A 17,479-nucleotide genomic window follows, 5' to 3' on the forward strand; every position below is an offset into this window, starting at 1 on the left:
AGTGACAGGGCTTGCGGTTTGCGCTAGAAAAACCGCAAAATAGGGCAGGAGCTGTTTTTACCGCCTTTGCGGAAATATGCTCCTGGCCAGAGATCGAGGAAAACACCATGCCAGCCTATCGCTCCAGAACGACAACCCACGGCCGCAACATGGCGGGCGCGCGCGGCCTTTGGCGCGCCACCGGCATGAAGGACAGCGATTTCGGCAAGCCGATCATCGCGGTGGTCAATTCCTTCACCCAGTTCGTGCCAGGCCATGTCCACCTGAAGGATCTCGGCCAGCTCGTTGCCCGCGAAATCGAGGCGGCCGGCGGCGTGGCCAAGGAATTCAACACCATCGCGGTCGATGACGGTATCGCCATGGGCCATGACGGCATGCTCTATTCGCTGCCGTCGCGCGAGATCATCGCTGACTCGGTGGAATATATGGTCAACGCCCATTGCGCCGATGCGATGGTTTGCATTTCCAACTGCGACAAGATCACGCCCGGCATGCTGAATGCGGCGATGCGGCTGAATATTCCCGCCGTCTTCGTGTCCGGTGGTCCGATGGAAGCAGGCAAGGTGGTTCTGCACGGCAAGACGGTCGCGCTCGATCTGGTCGATGCCATGGTTGCGGCTGCCGACGACAAGATTTCCGATGAGGACGTCAAGGTTATCGAGCGCTCTGCCTGCCCGACCTGCGGTTCCTGTTCCGGCATGTTTACCGCCAATTCGATGAACTGTCTGACCGAGGCGCTGGGTCTCTCGCTGCCCGGTAACGGCTCGACGCTTGCCACCCACTCGGATCGCAAGCGCCTCTTCGTCGAGGCTGGTCACCTGATCGTCGATCTGGCCCGCCGTTATTACGAGCAGGAGGACGAAACCGTCCTGCCGCGCACCATCGCCAACAAGGCGGCGTTTGAAAACGCCATGTCGCTGGATATCGCCATGGGCGGCTCCACCAATACGGTTCTGCATATTCTGGCTGCCGCGCATGAGGGCGGCGTCGATTTCGGCATGGAAGACATCGATCGTCTTTCCCGCAAGGTTCCCTGCCTTTCCAAGGTCGCGCCTGCCAAGCAGGATGTGCACATGGAAGACGTGCACCGCGCTGGCGGCATCATGCGCATTCTCGGCGAGCTGGAACGCGGCGGTCTCATCAACCGCGATACCTATACGGTTCACGAAGCGACGCTTGGTGACGCCATCGACCGTTGGGACATTACCCGCACCAACAGCGAGACGGTTCGTGAATTCTTCAAGGCGGCCCCCGGCGGCGTACCGACCCAGGTGGCCTTCAGTCAGTCCTCGCGCTGGGACGATCTGGATACGGATAGCGATAACGGCGTCATTCGCTCGGTCGAGAAGCCTTTCTCCAAGGATGGCGGTCTGGCCGTGCTTTACGGCAATATCGCGCTCGATGGCTGCATCGTGAAGACGGCGGGTGTTGATGAATCCATCCTGAAATTCAACGGTTCGGCAGTCGTTTACGAAAGCCAGGACGCAGCCGTGAAGGGTATTCTCGGCAACGAGGTCAAGGCGGGCGACGTCGTCGTCATCCGTTATGAAGGTCCGAAGGGCGGCCCGGGCATGCAGGAAATGCTCTATCCGACCAGCTACCTCAAGTCGAAGGGCCTCGGCAAAGCCTGCGCGCTCATCACCGATGGTCGTTTCTCCGGTGGCACGTCAGGCCTTTCCATCGGCCACGCCTCGCCGGAAGCGGCGCAGGGCGGCGCCATCGGCCTCGTGCGTCAGGGCGACCTGATCGAGATCGACATTCCGAACCGCACCATTAACCTAAAGGTTTCCGATGCGGAACTGGCGTCGCGCCGGGCCGAGCAGGAAGCGCTTGGCTGGAAGCCGGAAGCACCGCGCAAGCGTAATGTCACGACGGCACTGAAGGCCTATGCGGCCTTTGCGTCGAGCGCGGACAAGGGTGCTGTGCGGATTCTGCCGGAGTAAACTGTCGCAGAGTGGGGCGGGAGTTAATTAACCGTCCCGTTGCGCGCTGGTTGGAGCTTGCTGACCAGGACCGAAAAGCTCTCATCCGTCATGCTCGGGCTTGTCCCGAGCATCTGCGACCGACCGATACGACGCGACGTGGATAGATCCTCGGGACAGGCCCGAGCATGACGTCGAGAGTGATGTGCGATCTGCAATTTTTCGATCAGCCGCCCTTCGGGGCGGCTTTTTGTTGTCTGAATTTGGTGTGAAGCCCAGCTCATAAACAGATTCAATTGCCTCACAGGGTGATTCTTCTGCCGCCTTCAACATTCTGTTTTTCCATCATAAATACGAAACTACTTACGGGCTTCCTCCTATCCAGCAGTCACATTGGAGTGATGTTCGCCCAGCGACCCTTTTCCAGAACGCGGCGATGCCTAACTTCATCACCATGAAAAGACGAACCGCACTCGCCCTCATCGCCTCGCTGCCTTTTGCTCCGCTGGCCCGCGCGCAAAGCGCCGGCAACGTCCGTTTCGACCCGCTATTGCGGGACGCGGACGCGCTTTCCAGCCTCAAGGCGGTGATCGTCAGCATTAATGGTGAGGAGGTATCTAGCCGTGCCTATCATGGCGCCAGCCTCAACGGTTCAACCAATATCAAATCGGCGTCGAAGTCGGTCATTTCGGCGCTGGTGGGCATGGCGATCGATCGCAAGCTTCTGTCGGGCGCAGATCAGCCGATCGCGACCATCCTGCGCGGTGATTTTCCGCCGGCCCCCGATCCTCGGCTGGAGCGGATTACCATCGGCAATCTCCTGTCCATGCAGTCGGGTCTGGAGCGCATGTCCGGCCCGAATTATGGCCGCTGGGTTGCCAGCCGCAACTGGGTGAGAATGGCGCTGGGTTCCGGTTTCGCGGGAGAGCCCGGCGGCGGCATGCTTTATTCCACGGCCTCCACACATCTGCTCTCGGCGATATTGACGAAGGCATCCGGCCGTTCGACGCTGTCTCTTGCCCGAGACTGGTTCCGGCCGCTGGAAGGGTTTTCCATTGGCGGCTGGGAACGTGATCCGCAGGGCATCTATCTCGGCGGTAACCAGATGGCGATGACGGCGCGCTCCCTGCTGGCCTTCGGCGAACTCTATCGTCTTGGCGGCGTAACGCCCGATGGTGAGCGGCTGATCTCGCAGGAATGGATCAGCCAGTCCTGGCAACAACGCACCAATTCGGTCTTCAACGGCGATGGTTACGGTTATTGCTGGTTCATCAAGGAAATGGCGGGGGAGACGGTCTATTACGCCTGGGGTTATGGCGGGCAGATGCTCTATATCGTACCTGCCAGACGGCTTTCCGTGGTCATGACCTCGCGGGAGGATGCACCCTCCGCCAGAACCGGTTATCGCGACCAGCTGCATGGTCTCATGGAAAATATCATCCGTGCTGTGTGAGGACAGCCGATAAGGGTCAGAGCGGGCGGTTGATGCTTTGGAAGGCTTCACCGAGGCGCTTCATGCGCTCCTCATAGGCACCCGTCAGGCAGGTGAGATCGGCTGCGCATTCCTGGCGTTTCTTCAGCCATTTGCTCTGTTCGTCGCGCAAGGTATCACGCGCGCCCATCGCCATCAGCTGGGTGAGGATGTCGAAGGTGGTGGCCATCTTCACATCCTGGTCGTTCAGCGCGCGGTTATCACAGATCGCTTTTTCATCGGCCGCCAGATCGGGCTTGGTGCAATCGAAGCTTGCCGCGCTGGCCGGTGAAACGAAGGAGGAGGTGAGGAGGATGCCGGAGGCGAGAAGGGTGGATTTCAGGTGCATGGATCGTCTCTTCTAAGGACCGTCTTGTCGGCTGAAACCAAAAAGAGGTGTTGTTGGTTCCAATTGCGTGAACCGATCACTGCCTGGAAAAGCTTGGCCATCATCTTGCCGCTCTTTGCTTTACAGGCTTTGGCGTTATAACTCCATCATACTGATGACGATGAGGAATCACATGCGAAGCGTGTTGAAGTATCTGTCCACCGGCTTTCTCGCCGCGCTCGTCCTCCTGCCCGTGGGCGCCGGAGCGCAGGACAACAAGACCGTGCCGGCAAGCCACACGGAAATGCAGCTTTCCTTCGCGCCGCTGGTGAAGCGCACCGCAGGTGCTGTTGTGAACGTCTATGCCGAGCGCATCGTGCAGCGGCGTGCCTCCCCTTTTGCCGGCGATCCCTTCTTCGAGCAGTTTTTCGGCCAGCAGATGCCGAACCGCACGGAAAAGCAGTCATCGCTCGGTTCGGGCGTGATCGTGACGGCAGGTGGCCTCGTGGTGACGAATAATCACGTCATTGATGGCGCTGATGACATCAAGGTGGCGCTGGCGGATGGTCGCGAGTTTTCCTCCAAGGTGCTGATGAAGGACGACCGGGTCGATCTCGCCGTGCTGCAGATCGACGCCAAGGAGCAATTCCCGGTGCTGTCGCTCGGCGATTCCGACAGGATCGAGGTGGGTGATCTGGTTTTTGCCATCGGTAACCCTTTCGGGGTGGGCCAGACGGTGACGAGCGGCATCGTTTCCGGTCTCGCGCGCAACCAGGTGACGCAGGGTGATTTCGGCTTTTTCATTCAGACCGACGCCTCCATCAACCCCGGCAATTCCGGCGGCGCGCTGATGAACATGGCGGGTGAGTTGATCGGCATCAATACCGCGATCTTTTCCAAGGGTGGCGGGTCGAACGGCATCGGTTTTGCCATTCCCGCCAATCTGGTCCGGGTGTTCGTAGCGGCCGCGGAGCGCGGCGACGCCAACTTCCAGCGGCCCTATATCGGTGCGACTTTCGATCCGGTGACATCAGATGTCGCGGAAGCGCTCGGCCTGCATCGCGCTCGCGGCGCGCTCGTCGTCAGCGTCACCAAGGGTGGTCCGGCGGAGAAGGCTGGTATCGAGCCCGGACAGGTGGTGACCGCTGTTAACGGCCTTGAAGTGGAGCATCCCGATGCGCTGGGCTATCGCCTGACGACGGCCGGCATCGGCAAGTCGGCCGAACTGACGGTTGTCGAAAAGGGCAAAGAGAAGAAGCTGACCATCGCTCTCAATACGGCACCCGAAACCGCGCCGCGTGACGAACGGCTGCTCGAAGGCCGCAATCCCTTTGCGGGCGCAACCGTCGCCAACCTCTCGCCGAAGCTTGCGGATGAATTGCGCATGCCTTCGCAGGTGACCGGTGTCGTCATCACCGATGTGAAGCGTGGCTCACCGGCCTATCGCGTCGGTTTCCAGCCGAAGGATGTCATCCTGTCGCTGAACGGTGCGGATATTGGCTCCACCGCCGCGGTTGAGAAGGCGCTGGACGACAATCCCGGCTTCTGGCGCGTGGAAATCCTGCGCGACGGGCAGCGTATCCGGCAGTTCCTGCGATGAGCGACGACCTCTTTGCCCCGCAAGTGCCCGTGGAGGTCGCCAACCGGCGGCCTCTTGCCGATCGTCTGCGTCCAAAAACGCTGGCGGAGGTGAGCGGGCAGCCACATCTGACGGGCGAAGAGGGCGTTCTGCGCCGTATGATCGACAGCGGCTCCTTGGGGTCGATGATCTTCTGGGGGCCGCCAGGAACCGGCAAGACCACGGTTGCCCGCCTGCTGTCCGGCGAGGCGGGGCTGGCCTTCGAGCAGATATCGGCAATCTTTTCCGGTGTTGCCGATCTCAAGAAGGTGTTCGAGGCAGCGCGCACGCGCCGGATGAATGGCCGGCAGACGCTGCTTTTCGTCGATGAGATTCATCGTTTCAACCGCGCCCAACAGGATAGTTTCCTGCCGGTCATGGAAGATGGCACCATCATTCTCGTGGGGGCCACCACCGAAAATCCGTCCTTCGAGCTTAATGCCGCTCTTTTGTCGCGCGCGCGTGTCCTGACGTTCGGTTCGCATGACGAGGATAGCCTGAGCGAACTCCTGAAACGTGCCGAGGAAGCGGAGGGCAAGCCCCTGCCGCTGACGGAAGAGGCGCGGGCAAGCCTCATCCGCATGGCCGATGGCGATGGCCGCGCCGTGCTGACGCTTGCCGAAGAGGTCTGGCGGGCGGCGCGCAAGGATGAGACCTTCGATACCGAAGGGCTGACCCGCATCGTCCAGCGCCGCGCCCCGGTTTACGACAAAAGCCAGGACGGCCACTACAATCTCATTTCCGCGCTGCATAAATCCGTGCGCGGTTCGGACCCGGATGCGGCACTTTATTATCTCGCCCGCATGTTCGATGCCGGTGAAGACCCGCTTTATCTCGGGCGGCGGCTGGTGCGCATGGCGGTGGAGGATATCGGCCTTGCCGACCCGCAGGCGCTTGTCGTCTGCAATGCCGCCAAAGATGCCTATGATTATCTCGGCTCACCAGAGGGTGAGCTCGCGCTGGCGCAGGCCTGCGTTTATCTCGCCACCGCGCCGAAATCCAACGCCGTTTACACCGCCTTTAAATCGGCGATGCGGGCGGCCAAGGAAAACGGCTCGCTGGTGCCGCCGAAACATATTCTGAACGCGCCGACCAAGCTCATGAAGGGTGAGGGTTATGGCGATGGCTATCGTTATGACCATGACGAGCCGGACGCCTTTTCGGGGCAGGATTATTTCCCGGAAAAAATGGGCCGCACGACCTTCTACGATCCGCCAGACAGGGGTTTCGAGCGGGAAATCCGCAAACGTCTCGACTGGTGGTCGAAGCTGCGACGTGAGCGCGGATCGCGCTAGCCCCTATAATGGCGGAGGCGGGGTCTGCATTCCCCGGCGATCTTGAGAAAAAGAATCAGGTCGTTGGTAAAGTGAGTCGCGAAATCCAGATAACCAGCTGTTTTTAAAAGAACTCAGGATGCCTTGCGGTGCAGCGTTGCCTGCGTCTGTGCCGGCAGCATCTTGACCGAGGATTCCGCCAGGCCACTATGGCCCTCGGCATCGATGACCAGGTGCCAGTGCATGGTTTCCGGAACGGCGATGCGGATCGGTGATTTTTTGGCGACGCCGCCAAGATATTTGAAGTCGAGCAACTCGGTGAAACGCTGGAAATTTGCGCCCGTCATCAGGCGGACATTGTTGACGGATGACAGCGATATTTCAAGGGTGGTGCCAGCCCGCAATTCCTTCAGGTCATAATGCGTATAGCGGAAATTCGGCCGGGCCATCGCGTGCCTCCCTGTAGAGTTATTTCGGTCAAGGAGGATAGGGGTGGCACGGTTAACGCGGTCTTTAAATGCCGCTGGCTCTCCTGAAATTTCACGCCTTCTGTCGCAATTTGGAATGGGGGAACGACGTTTCTATCGATCCCCTGAATAAGACCATCGTATAACATTCGTATTTAATAATAATAAATTTATTGCCTTTAACATCGGCTGGTCGAAGTGCATTCGGCGATGTTGGGGGGAACATGAAAAACGTAACAATATCTATGCGCCTTTACGCGCTCGTCGCATTGTTTCTGGCAATACTGGCCGCGGCTCTCACATTCAGCCTATTTGAAAGCTATCGTGAGATGGAGCGCGAGCGTAAAGCCGGGCTTGCAGCGATGAACGAGACCGCCGTCGCCATTCTCAAGCAATATTACCAGCTGGAGCAGGGCGGAAGCCTGACGCGGGAGGCGGCGCAACAGCAGGCGAAGACAACGATCGCGGCGATGCGTTATGGCAATGGCAGCGGTTATTTCTGGATCAACGATATGCATCCCACCATGGTGATGCACCCGATCAAGCCTGAAATGAACGGCACAGACCTCACTGCCAACAAGGATCCGAACGGCAAGGCGCTGTTCGTGGAATTCGTGAATACGGTGAAGGCGGGCGGTCAGGGTTTTGTCGATTATTACTGGCCGAAGCCCGGCGCGCCTGATCCGGTCGAGAAATTTTCCCATGTTGCGGGTTTCGCCCCCTGGGGCTGGATTGTCGGTACCGGTGTTTATGTCGACGATCTCGAGGCGGTATTCTGGCGTGACGCCTATTTTAACGGCGGCCTTTGTGTCGTGGTGGGTCTTCTGGTCGTTGGTGTTGCCGCCTTCGTGGTGCGCAGCGTGACGCGGCCGATCGATCTCATCCGCCAGAGCATGAAGCGGATCGCGGATGGTGACGGTGCAGCCGAAATCCAGTTTGCCGATCGCCGCAATGAAATCGGCGCGATCGCCAAGACGCTTCTGGTGCTGCGTGACAGCGTCAACGAGCGCAGTGCGCTGCAGGCCCGCGAGGCCGATCAGCAGCGGGCGCTGGAGGAGGCGCGGCACGGCAACGAGATGGTTCTTCGCTCCGCATCCGAACGGCAGGCCCATGCCATGGAGCGGCTGGGCCATGCGCTTGAGGCGCTTGCCAATGGCGATCTAACGGTCGAACTTGCCGATATCGGCGCGGATTATGAAAAACTGCGTGTGGATTTCAATCGTGCCGTCGGCGCGCTGCACGGCGCGATCGAGGCGATTGCGAGAACCGGCCATGTCGTGAATGACAGCGCCTCCGACATTAGCGGCGCGACCGGCAATCTTTCCCGCCGCACCGAACAGCAGGCGGCGGCGCTGGAGGAGACGGCGGCGGCTCTCGATGAAATCACCGCCACCGTGCGAACCGCCTCCGAACGGGCCAATGAAGCACGGCAGATGGTGCAGGACACAAAAACCAGCGCCGGCCGTTCGGGTGAAATCGTCCGCAACGCGGTCGATGCCATGGGCCGCATCGAAGATTCCTCGAAACGCATCGGTCAGATCATCTCGGTCATCGATGAAATCGCTTTCCAGACCAACCTTCTGGCGCTGAATGCCGGTGTCGAGGCGGCGCGTGCCGGCGAGGCGGGACGCGGTTTTGCCGTGGTGGCGCAGGAGGTGCGTGAACTGGCACAACGCTCCGCCAATGCCGCCAAGGAGATCAAGACGCTTATCAACCGTTCGGCCGAGGAGGTGGGCGGCGGCGTGGCACTCGTGCGCTCCACCGGCGATGCGCTGGACGAGATCGTGGCGCTGGTCAACCGCGTGGATGGCCACGTCAATTCCATCGCCACGGCGGCGCGGGAACAGGCGACCGGCCTGCAGGAGATCAATACCTCCGTCAACCACATGGACCAGATGACCCAGCAGAATGCCGCCATGGTGGAAGAAACGACCGCGGCCAGCCAGACGCTCGCCGAGGAAAGCCAGCAGCTGCGGGCGCTGCTTTCACGTTTCGAACTGGGGCAGGGCGTAGGACGCGCGGTTTCGCGGGCGGCTTGATTTGATCCGTTTTGAATAAGTGGAGGGCGCGACTTTGGCTGCGCCCTTCGCTTGTTGACGGACTTTCACCCACACTCGACGTCATCCTCGGGCTCGTCCCGAGGATCCAACCACGCTTCGTAAAATCAATCGGTTGCAGATGCTCGGGACAGGCCCGAGCATGACGGCGGGGAGGTCTTCGAACTTTCTGCTCCCCACGGATGCGGCTGGGCCGGGCCTTTGCATCAGATGGACCGCAAAACTAGCCATTCGTTATTTCCCGCAACCAATAAGGTTTCATTTACCTCATTTCTTTAAAATTTGTCCTGTATTGCCGCGATTGCGGCCGCTGAAGGTACAGGTTCTCGTATGGCGTATGTTTCCCTTCCGCGTCGTCTTGTGACGTTGCTGATGATTTCCACGGTCATGGTGTCGTGTTCGGCGGAGGGTCTCGTGCCTCCGGCCGAGGTGGACGGCACCACGCGCGTCAGCGCCATTCGCTCGTCGCGGCAGCAGGGCTACAGCGCGCCGGCGGGTGCGGTCAATCAGGCTGAACGAGCCGGGCAGAGTGCCGATTATCCGTCCGCCATATCGCAGCCGATGCCGGAACATTACGCCTCGCAGGATCCGCTGCTGCAGTCGCCGCAGGGCGCGCAGGGTTATTCGACACTCGAATCCCAGCATCAGGCGCGCATGGCGGCCAGCGGTCAGACTATCGCGCCGGCGCAGACCATGCAGAGCCAGACTATGCAATCCCAGACCACGTCCGGGCAGCAAATGGCCAGCAACCAGATCGCCGAAGGCGAGAGTGGCGTGAACATGGATTCCATGCTCGGCGTGGAGCCGGTTCGCGGACTTGCCGAAGAACAGGATGCGGATATTGCAGAGGGTGCTTCGGCGCAGCCAGTGGTGGATGGCATCGGCACCGATAATCCGGTTGCCGTCTCTCCTCCTCGCCGGCAACAAAGCACCAGTCAATCACGGCTGATACCGCCACCACCCGTTGGCTCTTCTTCCCGCCGCCAGCCGGTGGAGGAAGTCGCCATGCTCATGCCAAACGATCCGATGGCGGGTGGCGGGATGCAAAGCAACCGATCGATGCCACCTGGCGTCATGCCGTCCTCCGAAGTTGCCTGCCGCAGCGAATTGCGCCGCCTCGGCGTCGCCTTCCGCGATGTCGCCCGTATCGCCGACGGCCCGACCTGCGGCATCGATTATCCGATCGAACTCAGCGGACTTGCCAGCGGCGTCGCCATCCGCCCTGCCGTGAAGCTCAATTGTCAGGTCACGCTTGCCTTTGCCAAATGGGTGAAGTTCGAACTCGTGCCGTCCTCGCGCTTCCGTTATCTCTCCGGCGTTAGCCGCATCACGCCGATGGGCGGTTATTCCTGCCGCAAGATGAATTCGCGTTCCAGCAATCCCTGGTCCGAACATGCGCGCGGCAATGCCATCGATATCGGCACCATCACGCTGAAGAACGGCAAGGAGATCGATGTCCGCAGCAAGAGCTTCTTTGCCTTCCGCGAAAAGGCACTGCTGAAGGCGGTGAGGTCCGACAGCTGCAAATATTTCTCGACCGTTCTCGGGCCTGGCAGCGATCCTAACCACTGGAACCATTTTCACTTCGACCTGCGTACGCGGAAATCCGGTTACAGGCATTGTGATTAGAGCGGCGAGAGATAAATCGAAATCGGTCCCGCCGCTCTCAGTTTTTGTTTGAGCATCGGACTTTCCGAAAACCGCAATACAGTTTTCGCTCCGGTGCTCCAGCTGTGAGCTTTCAGGAGGTTGTCCATTGGCAACGAACCGGAGGTGCGTGAGGCTTACCCCCCTCTGCCCTGCCGGGCATCTCCCCCTCAAGGGGGGAGATCGATCTGCGGCGAGGTTTCGCCTATCTCAACGTTTGAGAATGAAGTCGGGTTAGCGCCTCCTGCCTATCTCCCCCCTTGAGGGGGAGATGCCCGGCAGGGCAGAGGGGGGTAAACTACACCCGCCCTCGACCCCAATGGACCGTCATTCCCGTCCCCGAAGCCCGAGGATGAGCCGGAATGACGGAGGGAGGGCTTTGGCACCCATCTCTCCATACATACATCCCCGTCCAATGCCCGCAAAAAAAGACCGGCCCGAAGGCCGGTGAAGAAGACAGCCTTATCGGGGGGATATCGGCGTCTTTGCAAGGGCATGCAATGGGAAAACGATCCCACGGAGTGGTCCATCCGGCGCGGATATGCGGCAAAAGACATCGCGCCGTACTGACCTGCGGCCAACATGGCTTGCCGCGCTTTTCTGATACGCTATGAGCGTCACATGTTTGTGACAACGGCCCCCCGGAGACCGCTTTCATGCCCCCTGTTTCAGAGATAATGGTCTTTGCCGCCGCACTTGCGGCAGCGGGTGTGGTGGCCGGACTTCTGGCGGGCTTGTTCGGCATAGGCGGCGGTGCGGTGCTGGTGCCGGTCTTCTATCATGTCTTCGGCCTTCTGGATGTGCCAGAGGCGGTGCGCATGCATCTTTCGCTCGGCACCTCGCTTGCCATCATCGTGCCGACCTCCATCCGCTCGTTTCTGACGCATCGCCAGAAGGGCGCGGTCGACCTCGATCTGCTGAAGGGGTGGATTGTCGCCGTGCCGCTCGGCACCATCCTCGCCTCCGTCGTGGCGGCCTACGCTTCCAGCGTCGCGTTGCGGCTGATCTTCGCCTTCATCGCACTCGCGCTTGCCTTCCGGATGATCGTCAACCGGACGAGCTGGCAACTCGGCTCCGACCTGCCGAAAAACCCTACCCGGTTTCTGGTCGGCACGGGCATCGGCCTCCTGTCCGGCCTGATGGGCGTGGGTGGCGGGGTGATGAACAATACCTTCATGACGCTTTACGGACGAACGATCCATCAGGCCGTCGCCACCTCCTCCGGCGTCGGTGTGCTGATCTCGCTGCCGGGTCTTCTGGGCTATATCTGGGCTGGCTGGGGTGATGCGGGCCTGCCGCCGTTTTCGACCGGTTTTATCAACTGGATCGCCGTGGTGCTGCTCATTCCCATCACGCTTCTCGTCGCTCCCTATGGTGCGCGGCTTGCCCATGCGCTCAGCAAAAAGCAACTGGAGCGGGCCTTCGGCGTGTTTCTGGTCTTCGTCGCGGTGCAATTTTTCTATAGCGTTTACGGCTGATTTTCCGTCTGTGCCGAACGCAGTGTTCAGTCCATCGGGCTGGCTTTTGCAACCTCTGCGGCCTATATGGCGTTCATCTCACTCGATTTCCAAAAGAGTTCGTCATGAATGCCATTGTTTCCATACGGAATCTGACAAAATCCTACGCAAATGGTTTTCAGGCGCTCAAAGGTGTCAGCCTCGATATCAGAGAGGGGGAAATCCTCGCGCTTCTCGGCCCGAACGGTGCCGGCAAGACGACGCTGATTTCCATCGTCTGCGGTCTGGTCAATCCGGGTGAAGGTTCGGTACTTGTCGGCGGCCACAATGTGGTGAAGGATTTCCGGCAGACCCGTGCGCTCATCGGCCTCGTGCCCCAGGAACTGACGACGGACATGTTCGAGACCGTGTGGAACACGGTCAGTTTCTCGCGCGGCCTGCATGGGCAGAAGAAGAACCCGACGCTGATCGAGAGCATTCTGAAGTCCCTGTCCCTGTGGGACAAGAAGGACAATATGTTGCGGGAGCTTTCCGGCGGCATGAAGCGTCGCGTGCTGATCGCCAAGGCGCTTGCGCATGAGCCGAAGGTGCTCTTCCTGGATGAGCCCACTGCCGGCGTGGATGTGGCGTTGCGCCGCGATATGTGGAACGTCGTCGCCGATCTGCGCTCCAGAGGCGTCACCATCATCCTCACCACACATTACATCGAGGAGGCGGAAGAAATCGCCGACCGGGTGGGTGTCATTAATGGCGGCGAATTGCTGCTGGTGGAAGAAAAGACCGCGCTGATGAAGAAACTCGGCCGCAAGCAGCTGTTCCTTGAGCTGGCGCAGCCGGTGGAGCAATTGCCTGACAGTCTCGCGCCATTTGCCCTGACGCTTTCGGAGGATCACAGCACGCTCACCTACGAAATCGAGGGGAATGGCGAGCAGGGACGCATTGCCGATCTTCTGGGCGCTCTTTCCGCCGCTAACATCCATTTCAAGGATATTTCCACGCGGCAGAGCTCGCTTGAGGATATCTTCGTTTCGCTGGTCGGAGGCCAGAAATGAATTTCGAAGCCATCAAGTCCATCTACCTGTTCGAAATGGCGCGTACCCGCCGCACCCTGTTGCAAAGCGTGGTGTCTCCCGTCATTTCAACCTCGCTTTATTTCATTGTGTTTGGAACAGCGATCGGTTCGCGGATTCAGGAAGTTGGCGGCGTTTCCTACGGCGCGTTCATAACGCCCGGCCTCATCATGCTGACGCTTCTGACGCAATGTATCAGCAACGGCTCCTTCGGCATCTATTTCCCCAAGTTCACCGGCACCGTCTACGAGATATTGTCCGCGCCCGTATCGATGACGGAAATCGTCGCGGGTTATGTCGGCGCGGCGGCGACAAAGGGGCTGATGATCGGCACGATCATTCTGATAACCGCGTCATTCTTCGTGGATATCACCATTGCCCATCCGTTCATGATGGTGCTGTTCTTCGTGCTGACGGCTATCAGTTTCAGTCTGTTCGGCTTCATCATCGGCATCTGGGCGACGAATTTCGAGCAGCTGAACCTCATCCCCATGCTGGTGGTGCCGCCGCTGACCTTCCTTGGCGGCAGCTTCTACTCCATCGACATGCTGCCGCCCTTCTGGCAGACGGTCAGCCACTTCAATCCTGTGCTTTATCTCATCAGCGGTTTCCGCTGGAGTTTTTATGAGATCGCCGACGTCAATCCCGTCATCAGCCTTGCGATGATCACGCTGTTTCTGGCGGTTTGCCTCGGTGTTATCGCGTGGATGTTCAAGACGGGGTATCGGCTGCGCAACTGACGGCTCAAATCGTCAGAGATCGCGGAAGCTTTCCTCATACGCGACGTCATCCTCGGGCTTGTCCCGAGGATCTGCAACCGGTTGATTTAATTGAACGTGATTGGATCCTCGGGACAAGCCCGAGGATGACGAAGGAGAGGCTAATAAGCCCTCAAGACATGATCAACCCACCATCGACATTGATCGTCTGGCCGGTGATGTATGCCGCATCCTCTGACGCCAGAAACGCCACCAGTGCGGCCACTTCTGCCGGCGTTCCGGCGCGGCGCATCGGGATGTTGCGTACCCATTCGGCCATTAGTTCGCCCGGCTTGTAATCGCCCAGCATCTGGCCCCAGACACGGTCGTTATAGTCCCACATTTCGGTATGGATGATGCCGGGGCAAATGGCGTTGACGGTGATTCCCTCAGGCGCCAGCTCCTTGGCAAGGCTTTGCGTCAGGCCGATAACGCCGAATTTGGACGCGGCATAATGCGGTGTGTAGATGAAACCCTGCCGTGCCTGACCGGAGGCTGTGTTGACGAGGCGGCCTTTGGTGCCGCTTTCGCGGAAGCGGCGGATCGCCTCCTGGCAGCAGAGGAACGCGCCTTTGGTGTTGACGTCGAGATTGAAATCCCACTGTTCCTGCGTCAGTTCCTCGATCTTGGAAATGGTGATGACGCCGGCATTCTGGACGGAGATGGACAGCGGGCCGATCGCCTCTTCGGCTGCGCCATAGGCCTCGCGCACCGCTGCCGCGTCGCGCACATCGAGGATGACGCCATGGGTGACCGCGCCGGTTTCGTCCGCCAGTTTTCTGGCGGCGTCATGGGTGTCCCTGTCGACAGAGGCGATGGCGACTTTTGCGCCTTCCTCGGCAAAACGGCGGGCGATGCCGTATCCGATGCCCTTATTGCCTCCGGTCACGAATACGGATTGACCTTCAAAGCGCCTCATGTCTCCTCCTTATGGGTTTTTGGCTATGTTTCCTTGCCGACCAGTCGTTCGGCGGTGAATTTATCGGTGACGAGCACGTCGATCACACCGGTTCTGAGCGCGCCGGCAATCGCCTCGGTCTTTTTCGAGCCGCCGGCCAGCGCAATGACGCGGTCGACATTGGAGAGGTTTTCCAGCGGCAGGCCGATGACCCGGTCGTCGAGCGGTGTCTTCACCGGCTTGCCGTCCTTGTCAAAGAAGCGCAGCGAGATGTCGCCCACCGCACCCGCCTGGGCGAGATCGGCCAGTTCCTTGGCCGAAAAGATATTGCCGGACCGCGCGAGAAGCTCCGATGGTTCGACCGCGCCGACGCCGACAATGGCGAGCGTGATCGACCCGAAGAGATCGATGGTTTCGCGCACGAAGGGATCGGCGAGCATCAAGAGCTTGGCTTCGCGCGAGGTGGCGACGCCCGGCACCGGCAGCAGTTTCGGTTCGGCCTCCGTCAGCCGCGCCAACCGGGTGGTGATTTGGGTGGCATGCGTCTGCACGGAAGGATCGCCCATGCCGCCCAGTGTCTGGACGATATAGCGCGCCTTGGCACCTTTAAGCGGATGGATGTTCTCCACCATCTTGAAGATCGTCTGGCTCCAGCTGGAAACGCCGATGATCTCGTTCTGCGACAGCGTCACCTCGAGGAAATGCGCCGCTGCCTCGCCGATGCGGGCCATGATCGCACCGTCGCGATCCTCGCTGCAATCGACAACGATCGCTTCCGGCAGGTCGAAACGTTCGCGCAGCTGCGCTTCCAGATCGCTATAGGTGCCGGGCGGCGGAATGATGCTGGTGCGGACGATGCCTTCCGCCTCGGCACGCTTCAACATGCGCGAGACGGTGGCCTGCGACAGGTTGAGATGCTGCGCAATTTCCGCCTGCCTTTTGTGCTCGCTGAAATACATCTGCGCCACGCGGGATATCATTCGAAGTTCGTTTAGCCTGCCCATAAGCCCTCCATGGTGAATTTTTATTCACCATTACCCGAGGTTACAGGCAAGGTCGAGCGGGCAATCGTATCGCGCCAGACGCTAAGCCGCTGGCTGTTTTCGCTGGCGGACGGCGCGATGGTGTTGCCGTTGCTGTTCAACGCCGCGATGGCATCGAGATCGCTCCAGACACCGAGGGCCAGGCCGGCGAGATAGGCAGCACCCAGCGCGGAGGCTTCCGGCGCGTCGCGCTGGATGACGGGGTGTTGCAGCATGTCGGCAACGCATTGCATCAGGAAACGGTTCTGGCTCGGGCCGCCATCCACGAACAGGCGTCCAAAGCCCGAAGGCGACTGTGCGCGCATGGCGGCGAAGACGTCATGGACCTGAAAGGCAATCGAGTCAGTGACGGCGCGGGCCATCTGGGCACGCGTGGTGCTGAAATTGATCTGGGAGAACAGGGCGCGCGCATTGGTATCCCAATAGGGCGCACCGAGGCCAACGAAGGCCGGCACGAAACCGGGACCGTTTGGCTCGGCGGTGGCGGCGAGTTCCACCAGCGCGGCGACATCCGGCAGGCCGAGAATCTCCGTCATCCAGGGCAGGGAGGCTGCCGAAACGAGAATATTGCCTTCAAAGGCGAAGGTCGGTTTGCCGCCGAGCCGCCATGCGACCGTGGTGGTGATGCCGCGTTCAGGCGCGATGAAATGCGGCAGGGTGGTCATCACAGATGAGCCGGTGCCGAAAGTCACCTTGCCATCGCCGGGGTTGAAGGCGCCGTGGCCGAAGAGGGCTGCGTGGCTGTCGCCGATGGCGGCGAGGATCGGTGTGCCGTCCTTGATACCGGGAACGCCCGATGTGGTGCCGAAATCGCCGCTGCTGTCGCGCAGATCAGGCAGGGCGTTGATATCGATGCCGAAGAGCTCGCAAAGCTCATCGCTCCAGACCTGCCGGTTGAGATCGAGCACCTGGCTGCGGGCGGCGTTGGAGGCGTCGCAGGCATGGACTTTACCGCCGGTGAAGCAATGGATGAGCCAGCTATCGATGGTGCCGATGCGGAGCCTGCGGCCCTTCGGGGCACGCTCCAGCAGCCAGCGCATTTTTGCGCCGGGAAACATGGGGTCGATCGGCAGGCCGGTCAGCGCCATGACGCGCTCGGAATGGCCTTTCTCGATCAGCTCAGCACAGTCTTGCGCCGTTCTTCGGCACTGCCAGCTGAGCACCGGGCCGAGCGGTTCGCCGGTCTCGCCATCCCATATGGTCACGGATTCGCGCTGGTTGGAAATGGCGATGGCCGCGACATCGATGTCAGAGGGGGCGGCGGCGAGGCAGGCGGAGATCGCTTCACGGACCGAGGCCCAGATGCGGTTCGGATCCTGTTCCACCCAGCCGGGCTGCGGATAGGCGATGCCGACGGGAGATGAGCCGCGCGCCAGCAGCTCTCCGCTTTCCGAGACGAGTATGGCCTTGGAATTGGTGGTGCCCTGATCGATGGACAGAATGGCGCGCATCATGGGAGTCTTTCGTCG

Annotated in this window: 14 protein-coding genes and 1 pseudogene; 9 read left to right on the forward strand and 6 right to left on the reverse strand. The window is 60.3% G+C overall.

Annotated elements, in window-relative coordinates:
- Window positions 1-107: 107 nt before the first annotated feature.
- Entirely contained in the window at window positions 108-1,943 is a 1,836-nt protein-coding gene (gene ilvD / locus O8B93_RS22920; protein WP_269712159.1) for a dihydroxy-acid dehydratase, read from the forward strand.
- Window positions 1,944-2,376: 433 nt separating this feature from the next.
- On the forward strand, window positions 2,377-3,375 hold the full coding sequence (locus tag O8B93_RS22925) for a serine hydrolase domain-containing protein (RefSeq protein WP_269712208.1): 999 nt from the start codon (window positions 2,377-2,379) through the stop codon (window positions 3,373-3,375).
- A 16-nt stretch (window positions 3,376-3,391) separates the two neighbouring features.
- On the opposite strand, the gene O8B93_RS22930 is transcribed toward O8B93_RS22925, so the two are convergent.
- A complete protein-coding gene (locus O8B93_RS22930) occupies window positions 3,392-3,742 on the reverse strand; it encodes a lysozyme inhibitor LprI family protein (RefSeq protein WP_269712160.1) in 351 nt (116 codons plus the stop codon).
- Window positions 3,743-3,914: 172 nt separating this feature from the next.
- Here O8B93_RS22930 and O8B93_RS22935 point away from each other — a divergent pair, with 172 nt between their 5' ends.
- Window positions 3,915-5,321, forward strand: coding sequence for a DegQ family serine endoprotease (locus O8B93_RS22935; RefSeq protein WP_269712161.1), 1,407 nt, complete (start codon window positions 3,915-3,917; stop codon window positions 5,319-5,321).
- Entirely contained in the window at window positions 5,318-6,634 is a 1,317-nt protein-coding gene (locus tag O8B93_RS22940; protein WP_269712162.1) for a replication-associated recombination protein A, read from the forward strand. Before O8B93_RS22935 ends, O8B93_RS22940 begins: the two co-directional genes overlap by 4 nt.
- 113 nt (window positions 6,635-6,747) lie before the next feature.
- Here the strand turns inward: O8B93_RS22940 and O8B93_RS22945 are convergent, their stop codons facing one another.
- The gene (locus O8B93_RS22945) at window positions 6,748-7,062 is read right to left on the reverse strand and encodes a DUF1883 domain-containing protein (RefSeq protein WP_269712163.1); all 315 of its coding nucleotides are present in this window, start codon (window positions 7,060-7,062) and stop codon (window positions 6,748-6,750) included.
- 242 nt (window positions 7,063-7,304) lie between these two features.
- Here O8B93_RS22945 and O8B93_RS22950 point away from each other — a divergent pair, with 242 nt between their 5' ends.
- Together O8B93_RS22950 and O8B93_RS22955 are read left to right on the forward strand one after the other, a co-directional pair.
- On the forward strand, window positions 7,305-9,119 hold the full coding sequence (locus O8B93_RS22950; RefSeq protein WP_269712164.1) for a methyl-accepting chemotaxis protein: 1,815 nt from the start codon (window positions 7,305-7,307) through the stop codon (window positions 9,117-9,119).
- 348 nt (window positions 9,120-9,467) lie between these two features.
- Entirely contained in the window at window positions 9,468-10,766 is a 1,299-nt protein-coding gene (locus O8B93_RS22955; protein ID WP_269712165.1) for an extensin-like domain-containing protein, read from the forward strand.
- 148 nt (window positions 10,767-10,914) lie between these two features.
- On the opposite strand, the pseudogene O8B93_RS28015 reads toward O8B93_RS22955, so the two are convergent.
- Window positions 10,915-11,084 (reverse strand): annotated as a pseudogene (locus O8B93_RS28015) (bifunctional diaminohydroxyphosphoribosylaminopyrimidine deaminase/5-amino-6-(5-phosphoribosylamino)uracil reductase RibD); the annotation flags it as partial.
- Between the two features lie 356 nt (window positions 11,085-11,440).
- Between O8B93_RS28015 and O8B93_RS22960 the strand changes: the two are divergent.
- From O8B93_RS22960 to O8B93_RS22970, 3 genes are all read left to right on the forward strand, one after another.
- On the forward strand, window positions 11,441-12,262 hold the full coding sequence (locus O8B93_RS22960) for a sulfite exporter TauE/SafE family protein (protein WP_269712166.1): 822 nt from the start codon (window positions 11,441-11,443) through the stop codon (window positions 12,260-12,262).
- A gap of 104 nt (window positions 12,263-12,366) precedes the next feature.
- Window positions 12,367-13,293, forward strand: coding sequence for an ABC transporter ATP-binding protein (locus tag O8B93_RS22965; protein ID WP_269712167.1), 927 nt, complete (start codon window positions 12,367-12,369; stop codon window positions 13,291-13,293).
- Window positions 13,290-14,051: an ABC transporter permease gene (locus O8B93_RS22970; RefSeq protein WP_269712168.1), complete on the forward strand. Its 762-nt coding sequence runs from the start codon at window positions 13,290-13,292 to the stop codon at window positions 14,049-14,051. Before O8B93_RS22965 ends, O8B93_RS22970 begins: the two co-directional genes overlap by 4 nt.
- 151 nt (window positions 14,052-14,202) lie before the next feature.
- Here O8B93_RS22970 and O8B93_RS22975 read toward each other — a convergent pair whose 3' ends face one another.
- Genes O8B93_RS22975 through O8B93_RS22985 form a run of 3 tightly spaced genes read right to left on the reverse strand, consistent with a single transcriptional unit; the run spans window position 14,203 to window position 17,461 of the window.
- Window positions 14,203-14,988, reverse strand: a complete 786-nt coding sequence (locus O8B93_RS22975) for an SDR family oxidoreductase (protein WP_269712169.1) — start codon at window positions 14,986-14,988, stop codon at window positions 14,203-14,205.
- A gap of 23 nt (window positions 14,989-15,011) precedes the next feature.
- Window positions 15,012-15,971 carry a sugar-binding transcriptional regulator gene (locus O8B93_RS22980; protein WP_046798190.1) on the reverse strand — a complete coding sequence of 320 codons (960 nt, stop codon included), beginning with the start codon at window positions 15,969-15,971 and terminating at the stop codon, window positions 15,012-15,014.
- Between the two features lie 20 nt (window positions 15,972-15,991).
- A complete protein-coding gene (locus tag O8B93_RS22985) occupies window positions 15,992-17,461 on the reverse strand; it encodes an FGGY family carbohydrate kinase (protein WP_269712209.1) in 1,470 nt (489 codons plus the stop codon).
- Window positions 17,462-17,479 lie beyond the last annotated feature (18 nt).

The organism is Martinezella rhizogenes (assembly GCF_027460065.1).
GTDB lineage: Bacteria > Pseudomonadota > Alphaproteobacteria > Rhizobiales > Rhizobiaceae > Agrobacterium > Agrobacterium rhizogenes_C.

What these genes read in the sequence shown, in the direction of transcription:
- O8B93_RS22945 (WP_269712163.1), bottom strand. Translation starts at nt 7,062, where the DNA reads ATGGCCCGGCCGAATTTCCGCTATACGCATTATGACCTGAAGGAATTG.
- O8B93_RS22950 (WP_269712164.1), top strand. Translation starts at nt 7,305, where the DNA reads ATGAAAAACGTAACAATATCTATGCGCCTTTACGCGCTCGTCGCATTG.
- O8B93_RS22965 (WP_269712167.1), top strand. Translation starts at nt 12,367, where the DNA reads ATGAATGCCATTGTTTCCATACGGAATCTGACAAAATCCTACGCAAAT.
- O8B93_RS22970 (WP_269712168.1), top strand. Translation starts at nt 13,290, where the DNA reads ATGAATTTCGAAGCCATCAAGTCCATCTACCTGTTCGAAATGGCGCGT.
- O8B93_RS22975 (WP_269712169.1), bottom strand. Translation starts at nt 14,988, where the DNA reads ATGAGGCGCTTTGAAGGTCAATCCGTATTCGTGACCGGAGGCAATAAG.
- O8B93_RS22980 (WP_046798190.1), bottom strand. Translation starts at nt 15,971, where the DNA reads ATGGGCAGGCTAAACGAACTTCGAATGATATCCCGCGTGGCGCAGATG.
- O8B93_RS22955 (WP_269712165.1), top strand. Translation starts at nt 9,468, where the DNA reads ATGGCGTATGTTTCCCTTCCGCGTCGTCTTGTGACGTTGCTGATGATT.
- O8B93_RS22925 (WP_269712208.1), top strand. Translation starts at nt 2,377, where the DNA reads ATGAAAAGACGAACCGCACTCGCCCTCATCGCCTCGCTGCCTTTTGCT.
- O8B93_RS22940 (WP_269712162.1), top strand. Translation starts at nt 5,318, where the DNA reads ATGAGCGACGACCTCTTTGCCCCGCAAGTGCCCGTGGAGGTCGCCAAC.
- O8B93_RS22930 (WP_269712160.1), bottom strand. Translation starts at nt 3,742, where the DNA reads ATGCACCTGAAATCCACCCTTCTCGCCTCCGGCATCCTCCTCACCTCC.
- O8B93_RS22985 (WP_269712209.1), bottom strand. Translation starts at nt 17,461, where the DNA reads ATGCGCGCCATTCTGTCCATCGATCAGGGCACCACCAATTCCAAGGCC.
- ilvD (WP_269712159.1), top strand. Translation starts at nt 108, where the DNA reads ATGCCAGCCTATCGCTCCAGAACGACAACCCACGGCCGCAACATGGCG.
- O8B93_RS22960 (WP_269712166.1), top strand. Translation starts at nt 11,441, where the DNA reads ATGCCCCCTGTTTCAGAGATAATGGTCTTTGCCGCCGCACTTGCGGCA.
- O8B93_RS22935 (WP_269712161.1), top strand. Translation starts at nt 3,915, where the DNA reads ATGCGAAGCGTGTTGAAGTATCTGTCCACCGGCTTTCTCGCCGCGCTC.